This window comes from Streptomyces sp. O3 (assembly GCF_054788135.1).
The window spans coordinates 1-452 of the sequence record NZ_JBTVYK010000140.1 but is presented as its reverse complement, the minus strand read 5'-3'; the positions used below and the strand labels follow the sequence as shown (position 1 = coordinate 452).

The 452-nt window shown below is 70.6% G+C and carries 1 protein-coding gene; it reads left to right on the top strand.

Annotated features, from left to right (window positions below; genetic code table 11):
- On the top strand, nucleotides 1-452 hold a 452-nt coding region (gene cysD / locus ACX6XY_RS30070), incomplete at both ends, for a sulfate adenylyltransferase subunit CysD (RefSeq protein ID WP_460337788.1).

The window sequence follows — 452 nt, the reverse complement described above, 5'->3', positions numbered from 1 at the left end:
CGGGTGTTCAGCCTCCGGGACGAGTTCTCGCAGTGGGACCCGCGCCGCCAGCGCCCCGAACTGTGGCAGCTCTACAACGGCAGGCACGCGCCCGGCGAACACGTCCGCGTCTTCCCGCTGTCCAACTGGACCGAGCTGGACGTGTGGCAGTACATCGCCCGCGAGGACATCGAACTGCCCGCGATCTACTTCGCCCACGAGCGTGAGGTGTTCCAGCGCTCCGGCATGTGGCTGACCGCGGGCGAGTGGGGCGGCCCCGGTGACGACGAGCCCGTCGTCAAGCGCCGGGTGCGCTACCGCACGGTCGGCGACATGTCCTGCACCGGCGCCGTCGACTCCGACGCCGCCACCCTGGACGCCGTGATCAACGAGATCGCCGCGTCCCGGCTCACCGAACGGGGCGCCACCCGCGCCGACGACAAGATGTCCGAGGCCGCGATGGAAGACCGCAA